The organism is Rhodoferax sp. GW821-FHT10B06 (assembly GCF_059415605.1).
The window spans coordinates 73,449-89,853 of sequence record NZ_JBWKNO010000016.1 but is presented as its reverse complement, the minus strand read 5'-3'; the positions used below and the strand labels follow the sequence as shown (position 1 = coordinate 89,853).

Annotated in this window: 19 protein-coding genes; 2 read left to right on the top strand and 17 right to left on the bottom strand. The window is 55.1% G+C overall.

Annotated elements, in window-relative coordinates; translation table 11 throughout:
* Positions 1-12 precede the first annotated feature (12 nt).
* From AC07O2_RS20895 to AC07O2_RS20880, 4 genes are read right to left on the bottom strand one after another with little or no spacing between them, the layout of a single operon-like run.
* Positions 13-492: a chemotaxis protein CheW gene (locus AC07O2_RS20895; RefSeq protein ID WP_495098458.1), complete on the bottom strand. Its 480-nt coding sequence runs from the start codon at positions 490-492 to the stop codon at positions 13-15.
* Between the two features lie 45 nt (positions 493-537).
* Positions 538-2,631: a chemotaxis protein CheW gene (locus tag AC07O2_RS20890; RefSeq protein ID WP_495234245.1), complete on the bottom strand. Its 2,094-nt coding sequence runs from the start codon at positions 2,629-2,631 to the stop codon at positions 538-540.
* 36 nt (positions 2,632-2,667) lie between these two features.
* Complete coding sequence (locus AC07O2_RS20885) at positions 2,668-3,030, bottom strand: response regulator (RefSeq protein WP_490591175.1); 363 nt, start codon at positions 3,028-3,030, stop codon at positions 2,668-2,670.
* Positions 3,031-3,088: 58 nt separating this feature from the next.
* A complete protein-coding gene (locus tag AC07O2_RS20880; RefSeq protein ID WP_495098460.1) occupies positions 3,089-3,535 on the bottom strand; it encodes a hypothetical protein in 447 nt (148 codons plus the stop codon).
* Between the two features lie 168 nt (positions 3,536-3,703).
* Between AC07O2_RS20880 and AC07O2_RS20875 the strand changes: the two genes are divergently transcribed.
* Both AC07O2_RS20875 and AC07O2_RS20870 read left to right on the top strand, forming a co-directional pair.
* Positions 3,704-4,816: a hybrid sensor histidine kinase/response regulator gene (locus tag AC07O2_RS20875; RefSeq protein ID WP_495234244.1), complete on the top strand. Its 1,113-nt coding sequence runs from the start codon at positions 3,704-3,706 to the stop codon at positions 4,814-4,816.
* Positions 4,813-5,442, top strand: coding sequence for a response regulator (locus AC07O2_RS20870; protein ID WP_495098462.1), 630 nt, complete (start codon positions 4,813-4,815; stop codon positions 5,440-5,442). The genes AC07O2_RS20875 and AC07O2_RS20870 overlap by 4 nt, the downstream gene beginning before the upstream one ends.
* Before the next feature lie 21 nt (positions 5,443-5,463).
* Here the strand turns inward: AC07O2_RS20870 and fliR are convergent, their stop codons facing one another.
* The 13 genes from fliR to fliF form a co-directional block, all read right to left on the bottom strand.
* Positions 5,464-6,231, bottom strand: coding sequence for a flagellar biosynthetic protein FliR (fliR, locus tag AC07O2_RS20865; RefSeq protein ID WP_495098463.1), 768 nt, complete (start codon positions 6,229-6,231; stop codon positions 5,464-5,466).
* A 15-nt stretch (positions 6,232-6,246) separates the two neighbouring features.
* On the bottom strand, positions 6,247-6,516 hold the full coding sequence (gene fliQ / locus AC07O2_RS20860; RefSeq protein WP_495098464.1) for a flagellar biosynthesis protein FliQ: 270 nt from the start codon (positions 6,514-6,516) through the stop codon (positions 6,247-6,249).
* A gap of 12 nt (positions 6,517-6,528) precedes the next feature.
* Positions 6,529-7,260: a flagellar type III secretion system pore protein FliP gene (gene fliP / locus AC07O2_RS20855; protein WP_495098584.1), complete on the bottom strand. Its 732-nt coding sequence runs from the start codon at positions 7,258-7,260 to the stop codon at positions 6,529-6,531.
* 22 nt (positions 7,261-7,282) lie between these two features.
* Complete coding sequence (locus tag AC07O2_RS20850) at positions 7,283-7,534, bottom strand: flagellar biosynthetic protein FliO (RefSeq protein WP_495119496.1); 252 nt, start codon at positions 7,532-7,534, stop codon at positions 7,283-7,285.
* 80 nt (positions 7,535-7,614) lie between these two features.
* Positions 7,615-8,034: a flagellar motor switch protein FliN gene (gene fliN / locus AC07O2_RS20845; protein WP_490591183.1), complete on the bottom strand. Its 420-nt coding sequence runs from the start codon at positions 8,032-8,034 to the stop codon at positions 7,615-7,617.
* A complete protein-coding gene (gene fliM, locus AC07O2_RS20840; protein WP_490591184.1) occupies positions 8,021-9,028 on the bottom strand; it encodes a flagellar motor switch protein FliM in 1,008 nt (335 codons plus the stop codon). The genes fliN and fliM overlap by 14 nt, the downstream gene beginning before the upstream one ends.
* A gap of 22 nt (positions 9,029-9,050) precedes the next feature.
* Positions 9,051-9,635 carry a flagellar basal body-associated FliL family protein gene (locus tag AC07O2_RS20835; RefSeq protein WP_495234243.1) on the bottom strand — a complete coding sequence of 195 codons (585 nt, stop codon included), beginning with the start codon at positions 9,633-9,635 and terminating at the stop codon, positions 9,051-9,053.
* 150 nt (positions 9,636-9,785) lie between these two features.
* The gene (locus AC07O2_RS20830; protein WP_495234242.1) at positions 9,786-11,018 is read right to left on the bottom strand and encodes a flagellar hook-length control protein FliK; all 1,233 of its coding nucleotides are present in this window, start codon (positions 11,016-11,018) and stop codon (positions 9,786-9,788) included.
* A complete protein-coding gene (gene fliJ, locus AC07O2_RS20825; RefSeq protein ID WP_495098468.1) occupies positions 11,015-11,482 on the bottom strand; it encodes a flagellar export protein FliJ in 468 nt (155 codons plus the stop codon). The genes AC07O2_RS20830 and fliJ overlap by 4 nt, the downstream gene beginning before the upstream one ends.
* Positions 11,479-12,894 carry a flagellar protein export ATPase FliI gene (gene fliI, locus AC07O2_RS20820; RefSeq protein WP_495234241.1) on the bottom strand — a complete coding sequence of 472 codons (1,416 nt, stop codon included), beginning with the start codon at positions 12,892-12,894 and terminating at the stop codon, positions 11,479-11,481. The genes fliJ and fliI overlap by 4 nt, the downstream gene beginning before the upstream one ends.
* Positions 12,884-13,594: a FliH/SctL family protein gene (locus tag AC07O2_RS20815; RefSeq protein WP_495234240.1), complete on the bottom strand. Its 711-nt coding sequence runs from the start codon at positions 13,592-13,594 to the stop codon at positions 12,884-12,886. The genes fliI and AC07O2_RS20815 overlap by 11 nt, the downstream gene beginning before the upstream one ends.
* On the bottom strand, positions 13,578-14,573 hold the full coding sequence (gene fliG, locus AC07O2_RS20810; protein ID WP_495098471.1) for a flagellar motor switch protein FliG: 996 nt from the start codon (positions 14,571-14,573) through the stop codon (positions 13,578-13,580). The genes AC07O2_RS20815 and fliG overlap by 17 nt, the downstream gene beginning before the upstream one ends.
* 23 nt (positions 14,574-14,596) lie before the next feature.
* Positions 14,597-16,318: a flagellar basal-body MS-ring/collar protein FliF gene (gene fliF / locus AC07O2_RS20805; protein WP_495234239.1), complete on the bottom strand. Its 1,722-nt coding sequence runs from the start codon at positions 16,316-16,318 to the stop codon at positions 14,597-14,599.
* Positions 16,319-16,405: the final 87 nt, after the last annotated feature.

Below are 16,405 nucleotides of genomic sequence, written 5' to 3'. Positions count from 1 at the left end.
GAGGGGCGCGGTTCAGTCGGCAGACAAGGCCATATCGGCGCCGGACATCAGCCTCTCAATATCCAGCAAGATCAGCATCCGCTCATTGACCGAGCCCAGTCCCAATATGCAGCCGTTGTCGATGATGCTTTCGATATCCGGCGCAGACTTGATGCTATCAGCCGCAAGCTCAAGCACGTCACTGACAGAATCCACGACGATGCCCACGATGCGGCTACGCAGATTCAAAATGATGACCACCGTAAAGCTGTTGTATTCAGCCTCCGAACAATTGAACTTGAGCCGCATGTCCACAATAGGCACGATGGTGCCACGCAGATTAACCACCCCTTTGATGAAGGTTGGCGCATTGGCGATACGCGTAGGAGGTTCGTATCCACGAATTTCCTGCACCTTGAGAATGTCGATGCCGTACTCTTCCTGGCTCAACCTAAAAGTCAAATACTCCCGTGCAGCAGTAGTCAAATCACCTGCTCGTTCCATTGCACCCATATCTCTCTCCTTCAAGGTCTAACAGTTTGCACTTACGCTGCAGCATCAATGGCGCGAACGACGCACCAACGCACCAATATCCAGAATCAAAGCCACTTTACCGTCACCCATGATGGTGGCTCCAGAAACATTGGAGACTTTGCGGTAGTTAGACTCGAGGTTCTTCACCACAACCTGATGCTGCCCCAGCAACTCGTTCACAAGCAAAGCCACGCGGCTGCCTTCTGACTCCACGACCACCATGATGTTGTTGGCCTTATCAGCATCAAGAATTGGCACCTGGAAGATCTTTTCCAGGGAGATCACGGGCATATATTCCTCGCGAACCTTCACCAATTGCGAGCCCTGTGCAACCGTACTAACCGACTCATCATTGACCTGGAAAGACTCCACTACAGATGACAGCGGCAGTATGTAGACCTCATCCCCCACACTGACTGACATCCCATCCATGATGGCCAGTGTCAACGGAAGGCGTACAGACACCTTCATGCCAAAACCTTCACTGGAATCAATATCAACAGTTCCGTTGAGCGAAGCAATATTGCGCTTGACCACGTCCATACCGACGCCACGCCCGGACACATCGGTTACGACATCGGCGGTAGAAAAACCTGGGGCGAAAATCAGCTGCCACACTTCTGAATCAGACATGCTGTCACTGACATCCAGTCCGCGCTCTCGAGCCTTGCGTAGAATTTTCTCGCGCGACATACCACGGCCATCGTCTCGGACTTCAATCACGATAGAACCGCCTTGGTGCGCGGCAGACAAGGTAATCGTGCCATTTTCAGACTTGCCAGCCGCAAGACGCTCCTCCGGCATTTCAATACCGTGGTCGCAGCTATTACGAACCAAATGGGTCAATGGATCAGTAATCTTCTCTACCAGGCCTTTGTCCAGCTCCGTCGCTTCACCCTGGGTCACAAAATCCACCTTCTTGCCCAAGCGGTTTGCCAAATCACGCAGCATGCGGGGAAAGCGGCTGAAAACTATCGACATCGGAATCATGCGAATAGACATCACAGATTCTTGCAAGTCCCGGGTATTGCGGTCCAGATCCGCCAGACCTGCAAACAATTGCTGGTGCATGGCCGGATCCAGTCCCTGGCTGTTTTGGGCCAGCATGGCCTGGGTGATAACCAACTCGCCCACCAAGTTGATCAGTTGATCAACCTTTTTAATATCAACGCGAATGGTAGTGGCCTCAAGAGGCGTCTGAGCAGCCGCTTTAGGCTCTGCCTTACCCCCTTTGGGTCCATCCGCAGAGACAACTACAGCACGCTCCTCTGGGTGACCTGGCGCCCCCACAAAGAAACCATACTCCTCCTCGCCTGGGGACACTGTTGCAGCAGTAACCTCTGCAACCAGCGGTGCGGCCTCTGCCACAACAGCATTTGCTGCTTCCGCCCGATCACGAATCAAGACTTTTTCTTTAGCAACATGAAACACAAACAAATCGAGCAAATCTGCATCTGAAGATGTCGTTTCAACCGCAAAAACACGGGTGTCAGGTTGATCACTCGGCAAACTGGTCACGGAACCCAGGCCTGGAATGTCTCTGAACAACTCCTGCACAGGATCAGCTTGCTCTGGACGTTCCAGTGGACCAATCCGAATCTCCAAGGAGCGGGTTCCACTTGGCTTGCTACTGGCCATAGGGGCCACAGCAACAGCTGGTACAGCGGGAGCAGGCGCGGCCACTGCTGGAGGCGGGACTTCACCAGCGGCCAGTATGCTGATTCGCTTGACCAAAGCAGACGTAGAAACCGCCGTCCCCTCGCCTCCTGCTTGGTGCCGCGCCAACAAACTACGCGATGCGTCTGCAGACTCCAGCAAAGCATCAATCATGGGGGGAATCAACTTCAACTCATGCCGCCGTAAACGGTCGAGCAAAGACTCCATTTGATGGGTCAACTCGGCTACATCCGAAAATCCAAATGTGGCCGCACCGCCTTTGATGGAGTGGGCGCAACGAAAAATTCCATTGAGCTCTTCATCATCCGTATTAGCCAGGTCCAGATCCAGCAGCATCTGCTCCATTTGATCCAAATTTTCGCCAGCTTCTTCAAAGAATATTTGATAGAACTGCGTCAGATCAAAATCAGCGCCCGAACTCTCTTGGTGCATCTCAGCCATACAAACTCCTGTGTTGCCTTACCAAACCACCGTTGGTCAGCGAATAACTTTTTGAATTACTTCGATCAGTCGTGTGGGGTCAAAAGGTTTCACAAGCCACCCCGTCGCGCCAGCACTGCGGCCAGCCTGCTTCATCTGATCGCTAGACTCCGTAGTCAAGATCAGAATAGGGATGGTCTTGAACTTGGGATGCTCTCGCAGGAGCCGGGTCAGACCTATTCCGTCAAGCCGCGGCATGTTTTGGTCTGCAAGCACCAAGTCAATGGTATGGGACTGGGCCTTTTCGAAAGCATCTTGCCCGTCGACAGCCTCGATGACTTGGTAGCCAGCCCCGGTCAACGTGAATGACACCATCTTTCGCATTGAGGGTGAGTCGTCAACGGCAAGAATCGAATACATGAAAAACTCCAGCTAAAGAAGAGAGTGCTCGTGGATGTTAAATACAGGATTTGGGCGACTAAAAAAGCTCAACAGAGCCAGCGTCCATCTCGCTTTGAGTTACCGGGTTAGGGCGATCTGGAGACAACGCCTCAAACGGCGCGGCCTCCTCCCCTTCTTCTTGGCCCATGGTTTCCGACGCCAAACGAAAGGCACAGCCTTGCAGCATCAGAGTGGTGTGCACAATCAATTGCGAGGCCATGTCCTGAAACTGCAGCTCAGTAACGGCTGCACGGAGATTGCTCCGAACGTCTTCTACTTCAGGCGTGTCAGGCAAAGGTACAGACTGCAGACCCAAATTCACGCTGTTGAAGCGAGTCATCAGGTTATCCATCGTGTGGCTCAGCAGACCTTCCAACCGGCTGAGGTCGTGCATCACTACCATCAAAGAATCCTGCAGCTCAGCAACCAGCATTACCGGCAGCTTGACTACGGGTCCTGTAGATATGGAAGGCTCTGTTTGCATGTATTCTCCGTCGCTGCAGGAAAGCCCTTGGACAAATTGCCTCGTTATAGACGGATAGTAATTCTATTTCACATCCTGTTACCGAAAATCTGCAAAATCAATCGAACCGGCCCATCTAGCGTGGCTACTTCCGCGTATTTTTCACATCATTTTCAGTAAACGCACGGCATGCAAAACACCACCGACGCCCGTCCAATCCAGGTACTTCACCTAGAAGACTCCATAGTCGACCACGAACTGGTCGTCATGGCGTTGCGTAGGCAAGGCTTGACGTGCGAGGTCACCCGTGTAGAAACCCTCGAAGCCTTTGATAGGTTAACGCAAACATCAACATTTGACGTCATTTTGGCGGACTACAGGTTACCAGGCTTTACTGCAATAGATGCCTGGAACCACCTCCAGCAGCAACATGGGCCACCGCCCTTTATCCTGCTATCGGGTGCCATCGGTGAGGCTGCCGCAGTGGATGCCATCAGATTGGGGTTTAGTGACTACCTTTTGAAAGATGACATCAACAAGCTGGCGCACGTGATGGCCCGCGCCATTGAGGTACGAGAAACGCGTATAGCCAAGGAGCGGGCAGATGTGGAATTGGCCGCATCGGAACGTAGACTGGGCGAACTTGCAGAGCACCTGCAATCGTCCATCGAGCAAGAGCGCGCGGCTATTGCGCGAGAGGTACATGATGACATTGGCGGAGCTTTAGCCGCAGTAAAAATGGACCTGGCTTGGCTGGCAAGACACCACAAAGACGCAGCATCCCGAGGGCATATTGGCTCGGCGCTGGAGATGTTACAACACGCTCTAGGCGCCAGCCAACGCATCATGATGAATCTGCGCCCGCCCATTCTTGACCAAGGATTGGTAGCCGCAGTCCAATGGCTGGCACACAGCTTTCAAAAACGGACAGGTATAGCGACATCAATACATGCCACCAGCGACAAGATGCATGTTAACAAAGACATTCAACTTGTCGCCTACCGCACGGCACAGGAAGCCCTTACCAATATATCCAAGCATGCAGAATGCAGCACTGTCAGCATAGAGCTGACCGATGAAGAGGGCGTACTAACGCTGGAGATCGCCGACAATGGCAAGGGCCTGCACAAATCCTTCCTAGAAAAACCCAAGGCATTTGGCCTACGGGGATTGCATGAGAGAGCCAAAACCGTGGGGGGATGGCTGGACATCAGCAATCGAGGAGGGGTTGGCACCTCAATTATTTTGTCGGTCCCCCTACCTCACGATACGACAGAGATGCGAGTAGGGCAGCCCCCATGATCCATGTAGTTTTATGTGACGACCACGCTATGGTCCGACGCGGCATACGCGACATGCTGTCGGAGTCTGTCGACATCCAAGTCACGGGAGAGGCCGCAAGCTACGCCGAAGTACGTGAATTGCTGCGCACCACGGCATGTGATGTACTGGTACTCGACTTGAATATGCCCGGGCGAGGAGGCATGGAGGTGCTGGCCAGCCTGCGCGAAACCGATTCGCCCATAAAGGTATTGGTAGTTTCCATGTTCCCCGAAGACCAGTACGCCATTCGCTGCCTGCGAGCTGGTGCGCAAGGCTATTTAAACAAAGCCGGAGACCCTGAGGAACTAGTATTGGCGGTCCGGACAGTCATGATGGGCCGCAAATATGTAACACCTGAAGTTTCTCAGATGCTGATAGACAGCCTGTCCAAACCCCTACTGGAGCTGCCACACGCAGCCCTCTCCGAACGGGAGATGCAGACATTGGTGAAAATCGCCTCAGGCAAACGACTGTCGGATATTGCAGAAGAATTGCTGCTGAGCCCCAAAACTGTCAGTGTGTATAGGACCCGCGTACTGGAAAAGCTCAAACTGACGAACAACGCCGAGCTCACCGTTTACGCAATTCGCAACAACCTGGTTTAGTTGTGCCCCCCCATCTGACCATCATTTGGCAGTGAACAGATCGATAGCCTTTTCCATCAACGCCATCACAGGCTGGTCCAACATGGGCAAAGTAATAGTGACCCCCACGAGCCCCATAGTCAACGTGACCGGAAAGCCTATGGAATAAATATTCATCTGTGGCGCCACGCGGGAAATAACCCCCATGGCTAAGTTAACGAACAGCAGCATGCCTATCATGGGCAGAGCAATCCACAGAGCGCTAGAAAACAAGCTGGATCCCAAGGCATACAGCTTGATGTTCTGCAGGGTGTCAAAAAAATTGCCATCCACCGGGAAACTCTCAAAACTCTTGATCACCGCCATCAAGACGATCAAGTGTCCATTCATCACCACAAACAACAAAGTCGACATATGCCCCATGAAACGGGACACAGCGCTGACCTGGGCGTTGCTGGAAGGGTCAAAAAATGAAGCGAAGTTCAAGCCCATTTGCAAGCCAACCAACTCCCCGGCCAACTCTACCGAAGTAAACACTAACCGCACCGCAAAGCCAATTGACAAGCCCACGCCAACCTGCTGCACGACAGCCCCCAAGGCCTGGGGACTATTCAAGCTCACCAACGGTTGGCCTGCCAATCCGGCTTGCGCGGCGAAGGCTACAAAAAAAGCCAAGCCGATCTTTACCCGCTGGGGAATGGAACGAATTGAAAATACCGGCGCCACACTGAACAAAGCCAGGACGCGCAGGAAGGGCCACACGATGGGCGATAGCCATGCCGCAAGCTGCGCCTCGGTAAACGTAATCACCGGAGCAGCCCTTGCTTACAAAACCAGCGTCGGAATGGACTCAATTGTCCTGCGGATGTAATCAACCAAGGTCGCCAACATCCATGGCCCAGCAATCGCAAAGGTCAACATCGCAGCAATCAGTTTTGGGACAAACGACAAGGTTGCCTCATGGATCTGCGTAATCGCCTGAAAGATACTAACCACCAAGCCGACGACCAGAACCACCGCCAGAACCGGCGATGACACCAACAATAGCAGCCACAAGGCCTCTTGCCCCATGGTGAGCACCATTTGAGAGTTCATAGAAATCTTCGGTTACTGCACGAAACTGGCTGCCAATGAGCCAATCAACAAGTTCCACCCATCGGCCAGCACAAACAGCATCAACTTGAACGGCAATGCCACCAAAACTGGCGACAGCATCATCATCCCCAATGACATCAATACACTGGCCACCACAATATCTATCACCAGGAACGGGATGAAAATCATGAAGCCAATCTGGAATGCAGACTTCAGCTCACTGGTAACGAATGCAGGCACCAAAACACGGAGCGGGGCAGTTTCAGAGGTGACGCTTGAGTCAAGCCGGGCCAGCTTGGCAAACAAAGCAAAATCTGACTGTCGTGTTTGCTTCAACATAAACTGACGCACAGGCGCCTCGCCCTTATCCAAGGCTTGCTCAAACGTGAGTGCGTTGGTGGTGTACGGCAGGTATGCGTCTTGGTAGACGCGGTCAAATGTCGGTCCCATGACAAAGAATGTCAAAAATAAAGACAAGCCCACCACAATTTGATTGGGGGGGGTGGATTGCGTACCCAAGGCCTGACGCAACAAAGACAGCACGATAACGATCCGCGTGAAGCCCGTCATCATGAGCAAAATGGCGGGCAAAAAAGACAGCGCCGTAAAGAACAGTAACGTCTGGATCGGCACCGAGTAACTTACCCCCTGCCCCGGCGCCCCAATCAACAACGGCAAGGTACCCGCCTGCGCATACGCCTGACCCGACACCAGGCTGCCGCTGATAAGGCAAACCCAGAACAACCAAAATCGAAACAAGCGCACCTTAGACACCACTCACGCCCTGATCATGCAACGAAGACGCTACAGCGGCATAGCTTGGCGGCGAAGCCACGAGAGGAGCACTGTGCAGACAGGTAATATTTTGAGTAGTAACCCCCAGAACCAGCCAAGTCCGCGCATTGTCCGGTCCAACCTCAACAGTAACCACCTTTTGCTGCGGGCCAACAGCCACGACAGACACCAAGCGGGAACCACTCACATTGACGGGTAGCCCTCCACCTACACGCCGCTGCATCCATTTGACCGCCAATGGCACCATCGATAACAAGGCGACAAACAGCACAACCACGAGCAAGGTCTGACCCATCATATGGATTACCCCTTGCTCAAACGCTTCAAACGCTCAGAAGGTGTGACCACGTCCGTCAAACGTATGCCGAACTTATCGTTGACCACCACAACCTCCCCTTGCGCAATCAAATAGCCGTTGATCAACACATCCATGGGCTCCCCCGCAAGCGCATCCAGCTCAACCACAGAGCCCTGGGCTAACTGCAAAATATATTTGATAGGCACCTTGGTGCGCCCCAACTCCACCGACAGGGTCACCGGAATATCCAAGACCATATTGATGTCTTGAGAGGTGCCATCCTTGCCTACCGCCGCGCCACCACCGAACAAAGGACCGCCTTGGTCATCGCCCTCTACTTTCGTGTCCGACACTTTTTGCTCTTCCAGAGCCTCCGCCCAAGCGGCCATCGGATCGTCATCTTCCGGTTTTTCATCCGTTGCCATTTAATTCTCCCGGGACATTACTTTCATTACCACGCAAGCACTCTTCAATACGGATCGCGTACTTTGAATTGTGCGTTCCATACTGGCACTCAAATATAGGCACGCCACCAATAGATGCTCGAATCCGCGGCTCCCGCTCCAGCTCGATGAAGTCTCCCGGCTTCATGCTCAGCAGTTGCTCCACCGTTGCTTCCGCCTGGGCCAGCTCGGCCACCAGGGTCACTTCGGCGGCCTGGATCTCCCGACTCAGCAAGGTAATCCAACGACGGTCCACCTCGACAGAATCACCCTGAGTAGACGAATACAGCACATCGCGTATTGGCTCCAACGTCGAATACGGCATGCAAATATGAATGGCACCAGCGATGTCTCCAATTTCCAGCTGGAACACCGTAGACACCACAATCTCACTAGGCGTCGCAATATTGGCGAACTGAGGCTGCATTTCCGAGCGCTGATAGTCAAGCTCCAGCGGATATATACCGTGCCAGGCTTTCTTGTACTCGGCGCAAATCACATCAACCAACCGGTTGATCACGCGCTGCTCGGTCATGGAAAACTCACGACCTTCGATGCGGGTCTGGAATTTGCCTACGCCGCCATACAAGGTGTCGATGACACCAAAGACCAAGGATGGCTCGCATACGATCAGGCCACTGCCGCGCAGAGGGCGAATGGCCATGATGTTGAAATTGGTTGGCACCGCCAGCTCACGCAAAAAAGCGCTATACCGCCGAACCGACACGGTACCAACGGATACCTCGGGGCTTCTGCGGATGAAGTTGAACAAACCGATGCGAAAGTTGCGGGCAAAGCGCTCATTGACCACTTCCATGGTGGGCATCCGACCACGGACAATTCGCTCCTGACTGGAGATATCGTAGTTACGAATCTCCCCCGTCTCAAAAACCTCTTCAGCCGCTTTTTGACTCTCGCCAGTCACCCCTTCCAACAGGGCATCAACCTCTTCTTGCGATAAGAATGATTCACTCATGAAGCGGCTCCATGATCAGCCATCATTGGATGATAAAACTTGAAAACAAAATGCTTTGAATGGGGTTCGCAGCTGCGGTATGTTTCTTTTTAGCGGCCTTTTTCTTGGAAGTCGCATCAGCAGTCGCCTCCTCTGGATCCACGTCTTCTACCTCGTAGCCCAAGGGCGCAGAAACCGCGCGCAAGATGTCGTGCGCCAGCTTCTCTTTGCCTTCCTTGCTCAACAACTCTTCCGATGTGCGCTGCGAAATAAGTAGCAAAATTGCACTACGTATGCTTGGCAAATAAGCTTTCACAGCATCCGACACATGCTGATCATCCACGCCGATGGTGACACCAATCTGGGCAAATTTCTCACCACCTGGATCAGCTAAATTCACAACCATATTGTCCATGGGCAGAAATACGGGTGGCGTCCCATGCTTAGCCTCAGCGTGCGCAGCCGGCGCAGCCTCCTCACCATCTTCCGCAGTCGCAGAGTGGCGTAAAAAGAAAAACCAACCACCACCCGCCAAAACCAAGATAAGCACAACCGCCACAATAATGACGATCATTTTCTTACCCTTGGGCTTGGGCGCAGTTGCATCAGCGGCAGCAGGTGCAGACACAATAATTCCTTCCAGATAGGGTCAACAGCGATTGACCCTCAACACCAGTTCAATCGTATGGCCCATTATTGAGCCACACGAAAGATGCGATAGCCAGATAAGCGCTGAAAAACAGCTGCAATCGTATGGCTACCGACCCATAAGCCTGCGCTATACAAACAAATCAACAGCACGCCCTGAACCCCGGGGCAGGGCCACAGGTCGGGTAACAACCTCTTCACGTGCCTGGCGGGTATTGCTTTGCACGGTTTCTGTCGGCGCTCTACGCTCTCGGGCGCCTGCGTTTTCCGCGCCGGATGAACCGACCGACATACCCGAAAGCACCATTCCCTCGCTCTGCAACAAATCCTTCAGGTGCCCCGACGCGCCAGTCAAAAACTCGCGGGTTTCAGCCTGGTCCGAACGAAAGGCAATGTGAGCCTCGTTGCCAGACAAAGAGATATGGACCTCGACAGGCTGAGAATCCCCCCCGTTGAACGTCAACTCAGCATTTTGCACCCCTTGCGAAATCCAATAGCTGACTTGGTCCGCCACAGCCCTCTCTGGACTCGCCTGGGACAAATCCACAGATTTTGACGCGCTCTCAAACTGCACGGTCGGCGTGAAATGCTGCAGAGCATGCCCCCCCTCGGAGGACTTGCCCGCTTCGCCGACCTTCGTGTCCACCGAGGCAAGCTTAAGTGCCTCGGTAGTCTCCGTAACAACTTGCATTGCAGAAGGCTCAACAACAGGCAACATGAAAGCACCGCCACCCAGACTACTCAAACGGTCTGCACGTGCATCCGCCGCAGTGCCCAGCATGGGTTTCGCGCCTCCTTTTAAGCCAAGCTCGGTGTCCGACTGCGCCAATTCGAAAGCCGAAGAGTCCTTCTTGGTCATGCGACTCTGGATCTGCTCGAACACCGACGCATAGTTAGCCATACCTACGGAGTTGGCCCGCGCATCTGCGGCCGAAGCCTGCGAACGCATATCTGCTGCAGCCGTAGCCACACCAGCCCCCGGATTCGCAACCAATGCAACCGACTCCGCACCCAAGCCATCTTGCGTTACCGCCGCATCGGCAGGGGCCGCATTGGCGGGCGGCACTGCCGGTGGAATGAAGCCCGCCATCGCCATAGCCGCGTCCGGGGTGGCGCCGTCTGCCACAGTCTTTTTGCCAGGCAACTTCTTGGCGGCCTTTTTGTCACCGACCGCGTCCGCATCTTTTGAGCCCTCGGTCTGCGATGCGTGATCCGACGACACCTCATCGGGCCTAGCATCCAGCCCATTCATGACCTCAGAGAACCCTTTGGACTCCTTCTCAGGCATCGTGGATTTTGCCGCGCTGGGCACAGCCTCGACAACCCTGGGCACCGGAATTGCTGAAACACTTTCAATGCTCATGAAGTCACCTCACCAAACTGTTGATCCATCGATTTTCCAAAACGCTGCGCGGCAAACTCATCCGTTTGCTTTTGCTCACGACGACTCTGAGCACGATCCACCTCTTGCTGCTTTTTACGGCATATCTGCTTCAGTGTCGCCAAACGTATTTCAGCTTCAGCCAACTGCTTTTTTACGGCATCAACACGCCGAGCTTCCTCAGCCAGCATGCCCCGCTGCATCTGCATGGCCTGTTCCAGTCGCTCCATGAACTGGTAGTGGTGGCGCATCAACTCAGGTACAGCACAAGTCTGCGCCTGCACCATCCAGCGGTCTTCCGTCTCTTTGGCGTAACTTTCCAGTTGATGCAGCTGATCGCGGGCCGCAATATAGCGCTGCTGCGCATGCCCCACCGCCTGGCTTGCAGCATCACGCTTACTACTGGCAACGCTCACCGCCACCGCCAAGGTCTTTAGCAACGTCATCTAGCGCCCGCCTGACGCGCAATGGCGCGATCCATGCCCAGTACGCTTTGCTCCAGCGTACTGGAGACATACATGCCTTGCTGCAAGAATTCCGTCATACCCTCATTCAAACGGATGGCCTCATCCAAACCAGGATCCGACCCCATGGCGTAAGCACCAATTTGCAGAAGATCCCGCCCCTTCTGGTAACGTGAATTAATGATACGGAAGCGTCTTGCCAACTCAAAGTGCTCTGGTGTTACCACGTTATGCATGACGCGAGAAGCAGACTGCTCTATGTCAATCGCTGGGAAGTGCCCGGCCTCGGCCAACGATCGCGACAGCACAATATGCCCATCCAGAATGGCACGGGCAGCATCGGCGATCGGGTCCTGCTGGTCATCACCTTCTGACAATACGGTATAGAACGCGGTAATCGACCCCACGCCATTGAGCCCATTCCCACTGCGCTCGACCAGCTGTGGCAATTTTGCAAAACAAGAAGGCGGGTAACCCTTGGTCGCAGGCGGCTCACCGATCGCCAGGGCAATCTCCCGCTGGGCCATCGCGAACCGGGTCAAGGAATCCATCAGCAGCAAAACATGCTGCCCTTTGTCTCGAAAATGCTCCGCCACTGCCGTCGCATAAGCGGCCCCTTGCAGACGCAGCAAGGGGGGCGCATCTGCAGGTGCCGCGACGACCACCGAGCGCGCTCGGCCTTCTGCCCCCAGGATGTCCTCGACGAACTCCTTGACTTCACGCCCCCGCTCGCCAATCAGCCCCACCACAATCACATCCGCCTTGGTGTAGCGCGCCATCATGCCCAGCAAAACGCTCTTACCTACGCCAGAACCTGCAAACAAGCCGATACGTTGACCGCGCCCCACTGTCAGCATGCCATTGATGGCACGCACACCCGTGTCCAACGGTTCCCGCACAGGATCTCGGTCCATGGCATTGATAGGCTGGCGGTCCAACGGTTCAGCAACGACATCCAGAATAGGCCCGGCGTGATCCAACGGCACGCCCTGCGCATCGACCACGCGACCCAACAAACCGTCTCCTAGCGGCAACCGAAGCACACCAGCCGCGGCGGCAACCACGTCACGCGACGTATCGCCCAAGCGGGGAACAGAAACATAAGGCGGAGCCGGCACCACGCTCGCACCACTACACAAGCCGTGCACATCGCCCGCAGGCATCAAATAAGCCCGATCATTGGAAAACCCCACCACCTCCACCAACACCGGGGCCGCACCATCCATCACAACATTGCACTGCGAGCCCACCGGCACACGAATACCTACAGCCTCCAGTACCAAGCCGGCCAATCGAGTCAGCGTGCCCCGCGCCTCCAACACGGTCCCGGCCTGGACGCGCTGCAATGCATCGTCCATGAAACGGCTCCAGACGCGTGCATCTTCACGCGGCATCATCCGACTCCACCCAGGCAGATGCCAAACCCAATTGGGCAACGGCTCTCTCCCAGCGTTTCGACAAAGTGCCATCAATCACCATGCCGCCGGACTCCACCAAGCACCCGCCGCGCTCCACAGATGGATCAGTCAGCCAAGTGACCGCAGGCAAGGGAAGCGCCTCTTTCATAGGAGCCTCCAGCACCACCCAGTCTTGGGGATGAAGCTTGACCACCGCCTTCTTGCCATCCATAACCAGCATGTCCAAGGCCTCACGCACCACCGGAATCAATGCAACAGGGTCCACACTCAGCTCCCGACGCACCACCTGCCGTGCCAAGCTGCAAGCGAGATCCAGAACCTGGCGGGCAATATCTTGCTCCACCTGTGCGAGCCGCTCCTGCATGGTTGAGAACAACTCAGCCAGCTTCTGCGCGGTTTCCACACCTTGGCTCTGCACAAAATCATCCAGTCTTTGGTTACCTTCGAGGGTAGCCTCCGCATGGCCTTGGGCCAACCCAGCGTCATGGCCCTCGGCCCAGGCACGGTCAAGACGAACCTGTTCTGGCTCCTCCGGCTCAGCTTGTACAGGCTCCGGCAACTGCTCGATCACCAGAACAGGATCGCCTACCGAACCAAATTGCCATTCCGCAACCGCGCCGATTTCCTCGCTGGGAATAAAGCGCGAATGGGAGCGGCTTTTAGACAAAGCTGTCATCGCCACCCGATCCGATTACAACCTGACCTTCGTCCACCAGACGACGCACAATTTTGAGCACATCCTTCTGCTGGGCCTCGACCTCGGACAGCCTCATGGGGCCACGAGACTCGAGATCCTCACGCATGGTTTCGGCCGCACGAGTCGACATATTGGCCAGGATTTTTTCCTTCAACTCGGGGGATGCCCCCTTCAATGCCACGATCAAAGTCTCGGAAGCCACTTCCTTCAGCACCAACTGGATGGACTTGTTGTCGAGTTTGATGACGTCGTCAAAGACGAACATCTTGTCCACAATCTTCTGCGCCAGATCCGAGTCAAAACCCTTGATCGACTCAATGACCGTACCTTCAATGTTGGCACCCAGCAAGTTGATGATTTCCGCTGCCGTTTTGACACCGCCGAGGGATGTCTTTCGAATTTTGTCGCCGCCCGCCAGGACCTTGAACAGCACCTCGTTCAGGTCCTTCAGCGCCGTGGGCTGAATACCCTCCAAAGTAGCCACCCGCAGCAGTACCTCGTTGCGCTGCCGCTCGGTCAGTTGCTTCAAGATGGCGGCCGACTGCTCGTAATCCAGGTGCACCAGGATGGCCGCCACAATTTGCGGGTGCTCGTTGCGCAACAACTCAGCCACGGACAGCGGGTCCATCCACTTCAGGCTTTCAATGCCGGATACGTCGCCACCCAGCAAAATGCGGTCAATCAACAGAGACGCCTTGTCATCACCCAAGGCTCGCCGCAGCACGGCCTTGACGTAGTCTCCGGTATCGGTCACCAACAAGCTTTGAGCAGCTGCCGCATTGGTGAAACGCAGCAGAACCTCATCCACCTTGTCGCGCGTTACCGCCTTGGATTTGGCAATCGTTTCCCCCAGCTTTTGAACCTCCTTGGGGGAAAAATGCTTAAAAACCTCCGCAGCCTCTTCTTCACCCAAAGACATCAGGAAAATAGCTGCATCGGTGAGACCTTGTTCATCCATGGTGGTCTTTCAGTAAATGGCGCTCAAGAGCTGGATTCCCCATTAATCCACCCCCGGACAATATTTGCAACCGCAGTGGAGTTGGTTCTAGCCAACTGCCGTGCATCCTCCAGCCGCACTTGATGGTCCGTCGGCCCAAGCATGGGCACCCCGCCTGGCCCCATCAACATGGGGCGTTGAGGATCATCCGCCACCATTGCATCCAACTGTCCACCTGGACCAGCCAGAACTGGCAAACCATCCGGCCCCACTGAACCCACAGCCAAAGGCTCCACCTTGGGTGCCATCATGGTCTTCATACCAGGCCGGATCAAGCCAAAAAGCACCAGCGCCGCCAAAATCACAGTGCCAATAGGCCAGGCCAGGCTGCGCGCCACCTCCAATGTCTGCGGTTGCTTCCACAGAGGGGTGTCATCCACCACGGCACTTTCAACCATGAAAGGCGCATTCATCAGATTTACCGAGTCACCACGGTCCTTGTTGAAACCAATCGACTCGCGCACCAGGGCTGTCATCTGCTCGATCTGCTGGTCACTCAATGCCTTGGAAATCGGTTTGCCCTTGTCGTCCTCTGACACCATATGGTTCACCACCACCGCTGCACTCAGCCGCTTGATAGAGCCAGAGCCCCCGCGCACCACCCGCACGGTCTTGTCAACCTCGTAATTGGTCACCGACTCGCGTTTGGCTGGCGTTATGTTGGCACCTGCAGCACCGCCACCAGCCACCGTCAATGGCGAAGACGCACCGTTGATAGGAGCCGTCGAGGAAGCCGGGGGCTGGTTGGTCGTCGCCCCCGGGATACCCGTTGCCGGATTTCCAGCGCCCGCACCAGCACCGGATTCAACCACTTGCTGGCTGCGTACCGCGCTAGTATCCGGCGACAAATTGGGTTTGTGCATTTCCGCCGTGGATTCCACTTGCGAAAAATCCACCTCGGCAGTCACCTGCGCTTTGACGTTCTGCCGCCCGACAATCGGCTCCAACATATCCAGAATGCGGCGGCTGTATTGCTGCTCAATTCTTTGCACATATTGCAGCTGCTCTGCATCCGCACCAGCCGCACCGTCAGGCGACTGCGATAGCAGCTTACCTGTGTCATCCAGCACGCTGACCGCACTGGGCTGCATTTCTGGCACGCTGGACGCCACCAAATGCACGATGCCCGCCAACTGAGTTCTGTCCAGCGTCTGGCCTGGATTCAGACTCACCAAGATGGAAGCGGATGGCTTTTGCTGCTCTCTGAAAAACCCGTTCTGGTTGGGTAGAGCCAGGTGTACTCGGGCACTGGACACCGACGATAAGGCCTGGATAGAACGCGTCAACTCCCCCTCCAAGCCACGCTGAAAGGCCAGCCGCTCCTGGAATTGCGTCATACCGAACCGATTGGCTTCCATAATCTCAAAACCGGAGACCGAAGCTTTAGGCAAACCCAAGGAAGCCAGGCGCAAGCGCGTGTCATGCACACGATCCGCCGGCACCAGAATGGCGCCGCCGCCCTCCGTGTACTTGTACGGTACATTCATCTGGGTCAATTGAGCCACGATGGCACCGCCATCCTTGTCCGCCAGATTTGTATACAAAACACGGTACTCTTGCCGCCCGCTCATAAGAATCCCGGCAATAACCACCAAGACCAGCAATGCCAATCCAGCCCCCAGACGCAAACGCTGGGTGCGATCGAGCTTGGCCAGTCTTTCAGCAAATGGCGAAGAGCTAACGGGAATTTCAGCGACTGCAGACATCATGCTTTCCGGATCGGTATGGCGCGAGCTTGCTCCACGAACTGGGGTGATTATTCTGCCAAGCCCCCAAAACAGCAGCGTGATAAG

What these genes read in the sequence shown, in the direction of transcription:
- AC07O2_RS20895 (WP_495098458.1), bottom strand. Translation starts at nt 492, where the DNA reads ATGGGTGCAATGGAACGAGCAGGTGATTTGACTACTGCTGCACGGGAG.
- AC07O2_RS20890 (WP_495234245.1), bottom strand. Translation starts at nt 2,631, where the DNA reads ATGGCTGAGATGCACCAAGAGAGTTCGGGCGCTGATTTTGATCTGACG.
- AC07O2_RS20885 (WP_490591175.1), bottom strand. Translation starts at nt 3,030, where the DNA reads ATGTATTCGATTCTTGCCGTTGACGACTCACCCTCAATGCGAAAGATG.
- AC07O2_RS20880 (WP_495098460.1), bottom strand. Translation starts at nt 3,535, where the DNA reads ATGCAAACAGAGCCTTCCATATCTACAGGACCCGTAGTCAAGCTGCCG.
- AC07O2_RS20875 (WP_495234244.1), top strand. Translation starts at nt 3,704, where the DNA reads ATGCAAAACACCACCGACGCCCGTCCAATCCAGGTACTTCACCTAGAA.
- AC07O2_RS20870 (WP_495098462.1), top strand. Translation starts at nt 4,813, where the DNA reads ATGATCCATGTAGTTTTATGTGACGACCACGCTATGGTCCGACGCGGC.
- fliQ (WP_495098464.1), bottom strand. Translation starts at nt 6,516, where the DNA reads ATGAACTCTCAAATGGTGCTCACCATGGGGCAAGAGGCCTTGTGGCTG.
- AC07O2_RS20850 (WP_495119496.1), bottom strand. Translation starts at nt 7,534, where the DNA reads ATGCAGCGGCGTGTAGGTGGAGGGCTACCCGTCAATGTGAGTGGTTCC.
- fliN (WP_490591183.1), bottom strand. Translation starts at nt 8,034, where the DNA reads ATGGCAACGGATGAAAAACCGGAAGATGACGATCCGATGGCCGCTTGG.
- fliM (WP_490591184.1), bottom strand. Translation starts at nt 9,028, where the DNA reads ATGAGTGAATCATTCTTATCGCAAGAAGAGGTTGATGCCCTGTTGGAA.
- AC07O2_RS20830 (WP_495234242.1), bottom strand. Translation starts at nt 11,018, where the DNA reads ATGAGCATTGAAAGTGTTTCAGCAATTCCGGTGCCCAGGGTTGTCGAG.
- fliJ (WP_495098468.1), bottom strand. Translation starts at nt 11,482, where the DNA reads ATGACGTTGCTAAAGACCTTGGCGGTGGCGGTGAGCGTTGCCAGTAGT.
- fliI (WP_495234241.1), bottom strand. Translation starts at nt 12,894, where the DNA reads ATGCCGCGTGAAGATGCACGCGTCTGGAGCCGTTTCATGGACGATGCA.
- AC07O2_RS20815 (WP_495234240.1), bottom strand. Translation starts at nt 13,594, where the DNA reads ATGACAGCTTTGTCTAAAAGCCGCTCCCATTCGCGCTTTATTCCCAGC.
- fliG (WP_495098471.1), bottom strand. Translation starts at nt 14,573, where the DNA reads ATGGATGAACAAGGTCTCACCGATGCAGCTATTTTCCTGATGTCTTTG.
- fliF (WP_495234239.1), bottom strand. Translation starts at nt 16,318, where the DNA reads ATGTCTGCAGTCGCTGAAATTCCCGTTAGCTCTTCGCCATTTGCTGAA.